Consider the following 6,452-nt stretch of genomic DNA (forward strand, 5'->3'; position numbering starts at 1 on the left):
CCAATAGGGTCCCGCCGCGCATGGATAAGACCTACCAGCCGCACGCCATTGAAACTTCCTGGTACAACACCTGGGAGTCTGAGAATTACTTCGCCCCGCAAGGCGCGGGCGAGTCCTACACCATCATGATCCCGCCGCCGAACGTCACCGGCAGCCTGCACATGGGTCACGGCTTCAACAACGCGATCATGGACGCCCTGATCCGTTTCCGCCGCATGCAGGGTCGCAACACCCTGTGGCAGCCGGGCACCGACCACGCCGGTATCGCCACGCAAATGCTGGTGGAACGCCAACTCGAAGCCCAGGGCCAGAATCGCCACGACCTGGGCCGTGAAAAATTCCTCGAGAAAGTCTGGGAATGGAAGGATCAGTCCGGCGGCAACATCAGCCGTCAGATCCGCCGTCTCGGCTCGTCGGTGGACTGGGGCCGCGAGCGCTTCACCATGGACGACGGTCTCTCGGAAGCGGTGAAAGAAGCGTTCGTGCGCCTGCACGAAGACGGCCTGATCTATCGCGGCAAGCGTCTGGTCAACTGGGACACCAAGTTGCACACGGCGATTTCCGACCTCGAAGTGGAAAACCACGACGAGAAAGGTTTCCTGTGGAACCTGAAATACCCGCTGGCCGACGGCGCCAAGACCGCTGAAGGCAATGATTACCTGATCGTCGCGACCACTCGCCCGGAAACCATGCTCGGCGACGCCGCCGTCGCGGTTAACCCGAACGATGAACGCTACAAAGCCCTGATCGGCAAATTTATCGAGCTGCCGCTGGTTGGCCGCCGCATCCCGATCATCGCCGACGATTACTGCGACCCTGAATTCGGCACCGGCTGCGTGAAAATCACCCCGGCCCACGATTTCAACGACTACGAAGTCGGCAAGCGCCACAACCTGCCGCTGCTGAACATCTTCGACAAGAACGCTGCCGTGTTGCCGGCCTGCCAGGTGTTCAACCTCGACGGCACGCTGAACGAAAGCATCGACGGCAAGATCCCGGCTGAATACGTCGGCCTCGACCGCTTCGAAGCGCGCAAACAAATCGTTGCTGCGTTCGACGCTGCCGACCTGTTGGTCAGCGTCAACGATCACGCGTTGAAAGTGCCGAAAGGCGACCGTTCCGGCACCATCATCGAGCCGTGGCTGACCGACCAGTGGTACGTGTCCACCAAGCCTTTGGCTGAACCGGCGATTGCCGCTGTTGAAGACGGCCGTATCCAGTTCGTGCCCAAGCAGTACGAAAACATGTATTTCTCGTGGATGCGCGACATCCAGGATTGGTGCATCAGCCGTCAACTGTGGTGGGGCCACCGGATTCCGGCCTGGTACGACGAGTCGGGCAAAGTCTACGTCGGTCGCGACGAAGCCGAAGTGCGTGCCAAGCACAACCTCGGTCCGGACGTTGCGCTGCAACAGGACAACGACGTTCTCGACACCTGGTTCAGTTCGGGCCTGTGGACATTCTCGACGCTCGGCTGGCCTGAGCAGACCGAATTCCTGAAGAAATTCCACTCCACCGATGTGTTGGTGACCGGTTTCGACATCATTTTCTTCTGGGTTGCCCGGATGATCATGCTCACCATGCACCTGGTGAAAAACGAAGACGGCACGCCTCAGGTACCGTTCAAGACCGTTTACGTTCATGGTCTGGTCCGCGATGGCCAGGGCCAGAAGATGTCCAAGTCCAAGGGCAACGTCCTGGACCCGCTGGACATCATCGACGGTATCGAGCTGGAAGACCTGGTGCAGAAACGCACCTCCGGCATGATGCAGCCGAAACTGGCGAAGAAGATCGAGAAGCAGACCCGCGACGAGTTCGCCGACGGCATCGCCAGCTACGGCACCGACGCCCTGCGCTTCACCTTCTGCTCGCTGGCGTCCACCGGTCGCGACATCAAGTTCGACATGGGCCGCGTCGAAGGCTATCGCAACTTCTGCAACAAGATCTGGAACGCCGCGCGCTACGTGCTGGACAAGGGCGAAGACTGCGGCCAGAACGGCGAAGCCTACGAACTGTCGCTGGCGGATCGCTGGATCATCTCGCAGCTGCAACGCACCGAAGCCGAAGTGACCCGTCAACTCGACCAGTTCCGCTTCGACCTCGCGGCACAAGCCTTGTACGAGTTCATCTGGAACCAGTATTGCGACTGGTACCTGGAACTGTCCAAGCCTGTGCTGTGGGACGAAAACGCACCGGTCGAACGTCAGCGCGGCACCCGTCGCACGCTGGTGCGCGTACTGGAAGTCGCGTTGCGCCTGGCGCACCCGTTCATGCCGTTCATCACCGAAGAAATCTGGCAGCGCATCGCGCCGCTGGCCGGTATCGAAGGCAAGACGATCATGCTGCAGCCTTGGCCAGTGGCCAATGAAGAGCGCATCGATCCGGCGGCCGAGAACGACATCGAGTGGCTCAAGGAACTGATGCTCGGCACGCGCAACATCCGTGGCGAGATGAACATCGGCCCGGGCAAGCCGCTGAACATTTTCCTGAAAAACGTCAGCGCCGAAGATCAGCGTCGTCTCACCGAGAACGAAGCCCTGTTGAAGAAACTGGCGCGTCTCGAATCGATCACCGTGTTGGCTGCCGGCGAAGAAGCACCGCTGTCCGCCACCGCGCTGGTGGGTGAGATGGAAGTGCTGGTGCCGATGGCCGGCCTGATCGACAAGGACGCCGAACTGGCGCGTCTGGACAAGGAAATCCTGCGTCTGCAGGGCGAAGTCCAGCGCGTGGGCGGCAAGCTGTCCAACGCCGGTTTCGTCGACAAGGCTCCGGCCGAAGTCATCGAGAAGGAACGCGCCAAACTGGCTGAAGCCGAACAGGCTTTGGGCAAACTGGCCGAGCAGCATGCGCGGATTGCCAGCCTGTAACGGCAGATCGCAATGAAAAAGGGAGGCCCAAGTGGCCTCCCTTTTTTGTGCCCGCCACTTTTTGCTTTCTGTAGGAGCGAGCGATGCGGCGACCCGACTTGCCCGCGAAGAACGATGACTCGGTATGTCTGTTAAACCGTATTACCGTTCTTCGCGGGCAAGCCTCGCTCCTACAGGTCCCCCGCCAAGTCATGGTCTGTGGGACAATACCCGCCACTTTCAGCCATACCCGAATCGACAACGCCCATGACCGCCCCCCGCACACCCCGCCCTGCGCGCAAGAAGCCTGACTCCGCCACCCCGGCCAAAGCCGTGGAACCGCGTGAAAAGGCCAGCCTGCACCCGCGCAACCGCCATCAGGGTCGTTACGACTTCCCGGCGCTGATCAAAACCACGCCGGAACTGGCGAAGTTCGTGATCATCAACCCGTACGGCAAGGAAAGCATCGACTTCGCTAGCCCGGACGCGGTGCGGGTGTTCAACCGGGCGCTGCTGAAATCGTTCTATGGCATCGCCCATTGGGACATTCCAGCCGATTACCTCTGCCCGCCGGTGCCGGGCCGTGCTGACTACGTGCACTTCCTGGCCGACCTGCTGGCCAGCGTCAATGACGGCGAAATCCCGCGTGGCGCGCCGGTCAAGGTGCTCGACATCGGCATGGGCGCCAACTGCGTCTACCCGCTGATCGGCTACAGCGACTACCGCTGGCACTTCCTCGGATCGGAAATCGACCCGACGGCCGTAGCCGCCGCCAAAGCCATCGTCCAGTCCAATGGTCTGAACAAGGCCATCCAGCTGCGCCAGCAGACCAATCCCAAGCACATTCTGCTGGGCTTGCTCGAACCCGGCGAACGCTTCGACCTGACCATGTGCAACCCGCCGTTCCACGCTTCGATGGACGAAGCGACCAAAGGCAGCGAGCGCAAATGGCGCGCCTTGGGCCGCGCCGACCCGAAACGCAAACTGCCGGTGCTGAACTTTGGTGGTCAGTCGGCCGAATTGTGGTGCGAAGGTGGCGAAGCCCGTTTTGTGACACAGCTGATTGCCGAGAGCGCGCACTTTCAGCACAAAGTGCTGTGGTTCAGCACCCTGGTATCGAAAGCCTCGAACCTGCCGGCGATTGAGACGGCGCTGAAAAAGGCCGGGGTTCTGGAAAGCCAGGTCGTGGAAATGTCCCAGGGCCAGAAGCAAAGCCGCTTCGTTGCGTGGACTTTCCAGACCAAATCCGAGCAGCAGGTCTGGCGGCGCGAGCGTTGGGTTAAAAAAAGCTGAGTAACTGACCAACGGAGATCAACTGTAGGAGCGAGCCTGCTCGCGATGGCGGTATGTCAGTGACAATAATATTGCCTGACGCACCGCAATCGCGAGCAGGCTCGCTCCCACATTGGTTTTGTGTTGTCTGCGGGTCAATCGCTGAATTTCAGGCACAAAAAAACCGTGCCCGGATCACTCCGGAGCACGGTTTTTTTTACTGCGTCTTACTTGTTAACAGCGTCGGTCAGGCCTTTGGCCACAACCAGCTTGATAACTTTCTTGGCAGCGATTTCGATGGCAGCGCCAGTCGAAGGGTTACGGCCGGTACGGGCAGGACGCTCAGTCACTTTCAGCTTGCCGATACCTGGCAGAGTGATTTCGCCGCCGTTTTCCAGCTGATCGGCAACGATTTGGCCCAGTTGGTCCAGAGCGTTACGCGCGGTGGTTTTTGGCGCGTCGATAGCTTCAGCGATGTCGGCGATCAGTTGGTCTTTAGTAAGAGCCATGTAGTGTTCCTTCCCTATCAAATTCATATGGATTGCAGAGTGCAGTGTCAGCCATCGAGCCCGATCTTCTGGATCTGGCACCCTCGGCCAATAACCACGGGATCGGGGTTATAGATACCGAAATCAGGGTTTGGTTCGACCTGACAAATGCTGAATGCACGCTTAACGCAGTGACTTCGCGTAAGACCGGGCAAAACTAGCACAGAGACGGGGAAATATCCGCCTCTTGCTACCCATTTGGTCAGCTTTATTGCTCTAAAACAGGAAAAAACTGCATAAGGGCCGTCGGTCGGCTACGAATTGCCCTTCGCACCACGCCAAAACCAGCGGTTGCGGTACACTTGGCACTTTTTTGGGAGCCTGCCCTGCTCTCTCCAACCAGCCGTATCAAACAGCCGAGAAGCCCATGCCGATCCGTCATTGCATCGTCCACCTGATCGACAAAAAACCCGACGGCACGCCCGCAGTTCTCCACGCTCGCGACTCTGAACTGGCCGAGTCGAGCGCCATCGAGAACATGCTTGCCGACCTCAACGAGAGCTACAACGCCAAACAAGGCAAGGCCTGGGGTTTCTTCCATGCCGAATCCGGGGCGCACCCGTTCAGCGGCTGGCTGAAGGAATACCTCGACGGCGGCAAGGACTTCACAGCGTTCAGCCGCGTGGCGGTGGAACACCTGCAGAAGCTGATGGAAGAGTCGAACCTCTCGGTGGGCGGCCACGTGCTGTTTGCGCATTACCAGCAGGGCATGACCGATTACCTGGCGATCGCGCTGCTGCACCACAGTGAAGGCGTTGCCGTGACCGATCAGCTGGACGTGACCCCGTCCCGCCACCTCGACCTGGGCCAGTTGCACCTCGCAGCGCGAATCAACGTCTCCGAGTGGCAGAACAACAAACAGTCCAAGCAGTACATTTCGTTCATCAAAGGCAAGAACGGCAAAAAGGTTTCGGAGTATTTCCGCGACTTCATCGGCTGCCAGGAAGGCGTCGACGGCCCGGGCGAAACACGCACGCTGCTCAAGGCGTTCAGCGACTTCGTGGAAAGCGAAGATTTGCCGGAAGAGTCCGCCCGCGAAAAAACCAAGACCCTGGTGGATTACGCCAGCAGCCAGGCAAAAATGGGCGAGCCCATGGGCCTGGAAGAACTCTCCGAGCTGATCGACGAAGAGCGTCCGAAAGCTTTCTACGATCACATTCGCAACAAGGACTACGGGCTTTCGCCAGAGATCCCGGCGGATAAACGCACCCTGAACCAATTCCGCCGCTTTACCGGTCGCGCCGAAGGTCTGTCGATCAGCTTCGAAGCGCACCTGCTGGGCTCGAAGATCGAGTACGACGAAGAAGCCGGCACGCTGATCATCAAAGGCCTGCCGACTCAGCTGACTGACCAGCTCAAGCGACGCAACTGATGCTGGGCAGCGTGCTGAAGAAATTCCTGCTGATCCTGCTGGTGGTCGTGGTTTATCAGAACTGGGGCAAGATCGAGCGGGTGTTCAACCCATCGCAGGTGGTGTCGGAACAGACTCAGGCCAAGGCTAACGTCGTGCTCTACGCCACCGAGTGGTGTGGTTACTGCAAACTGACCCGGCGCTTTCTTGATCAGAAAGGCATTCCGTACAAGGAATTCGACATCGAGAAAGACGCCGAGGCGCGCAAGGCTTATGAAGCGTTGGGTGGCGGCGGGATTCCGATCATCGACGTCAACGGAACGCTGATTCGCGGGTATGACCCGGATGCGATTCTCTCTGCATTGAAATGAATGCATTCCTCTGTAGGAGCGAGGCTTGCCCGCGAAGAACGATAATGCGATGTAACTGTTGTAC

Annotated in this window: 5 protein-coding genes; 4 read left to right on the top strand and 1 reads right to left on the bottom strand. The window is 59.2% G+C overall.

Going from position 1 to position 6,452, the window contains the following annotated elements; all coding sequences use genetic code 11:
• The first annotated feature begins 20 nt into the window (after window positions 1-20).
• On the top strand, window positions 21-2,867 hold the full coding sequence (locus tag KGA97_RS28670) for a valine--tRNA ligase (RefSeq protein WP_223481930.1): 2,847 nt from the start codon (window positions 21-23) through the stop codon (window positions 2,865-2,867).
• Window positions 2,868-3,113: 246 nt separating this feature from the next.
• The gene (gene rlmF / locus KGA97_RS28675) at window positions 3,114-4,139 is read left to right on the top strand and encodes a 23S rRNA (adenine(1618)-N(6))-methyltransferase RlmF (protein WP_223450531.1); all 1,026 of its coding nucleotides are present in this window, start codon (window positions 3,114-3,116) and stop codon (window positions 4,137-4,139) included.
• Window positions 4,140-4,345: 206 nt separating this feature from the next.
• Here the strand turns inward: rlmF and KGA97_RS28680 are convergent, their stop codons facing one another.
• Window positions 4,346-4,627 carry an HU family DNA-binding protein gene (locus KGA97_RS28680; protein WP_007905514.1) on the bottom strand — a complete coding sequence of 94 codons (282 nt, stop codon included), beginning with the start codon at window positions 4,625-4,627 and terminating at the stop codon, window positions 4,346-4,348.
• A gap of 406 nt (window positions 4,628-5,033) precedes the next feature.
• Between KGA97_RS28680 and yejK the strand changes: the two genes are divergently transcribed.
• Together yejK and KGA97_RS28690 are read left to right on the top strand one after the other, a co-directional pair.
• Window positions 5,034-6,038: a nucleoid-associated protein YejK gene (yejK, locus tag KGA97_RS28685; protein WP_008026670.1), complete on the top strand. Its 1,005-nt coding sequence runs from the start codon at window positions 5,034-5,036 to the stop codon at window positions 6,036-6,038.
• The gene (locus KGA97_RS28690) at window positions 6,038-6,388 is read left to right on the top strand and encodes a glutaredoxin family protein (protein WP_223481931.1); all 351 of its coding nucleotides are present in this window, start codon (window positions 6,038-6,040) and stop codon (window positions 6,386-6,388) included. Before yejK ends, KGA97_RS28690 begins: the two co-directional genes overlap by 1 nt.
• The last annotated feature ends 64 nt before the right edge of the window (window positions 6,389-6,452 follow it).

The sequence above is a fragment of the Pseudomonas sp. BF-B-15 genome, assembly GCF_019946675.1.
In the GTDB taxonomy this organism is placed as follows: domain Bacteria; phylum Pseudomonadota; class Gammaproteobacteria; order Pseudomonadales; family Pseudomonadaceae; genus Aquipseudomonas; species Aquipseudomonas migulae.

Excerpts from the sequence above, each read along its gene's own strand:
- yejK (WP_008026670.1), top strand. The coding sequence starts at position 5,034 with ATGCCGATCCGTCATTGCATCGTCCACCTGATCGACAAAAAACCCGAC.
- KGA97_RS28690 (WP_223481931.1), top strand. The coding sequence starts at position 6,038 with ATGCTGGGCAGCGTGCTGAAGAAATTCCTGCTGATCCTGCTGGTGGTC.
- KGA97_RS28680 (WP_007905514.1), bottom strand. The coding sequence starts at position 4,627 with ATGGCTCTTACTAAAGACCAACTGATCGCCGACATCGCTGAAGCTATC.
- KGA97_RS28670 (WP_223481930.1), top strand. The coding sequence starts at position 21 with ATGGATAAGACCTACCAGCCGCACGCCATTGAAACTTCCTGGTACAAC.
- rlmF (WP_223450531.1), top strand. The coding sequence starts at position 3,114 with ATGACCGCCCCCCGCACACCCCGCCCTGCGCGCAAGAAGCCTGACTCC.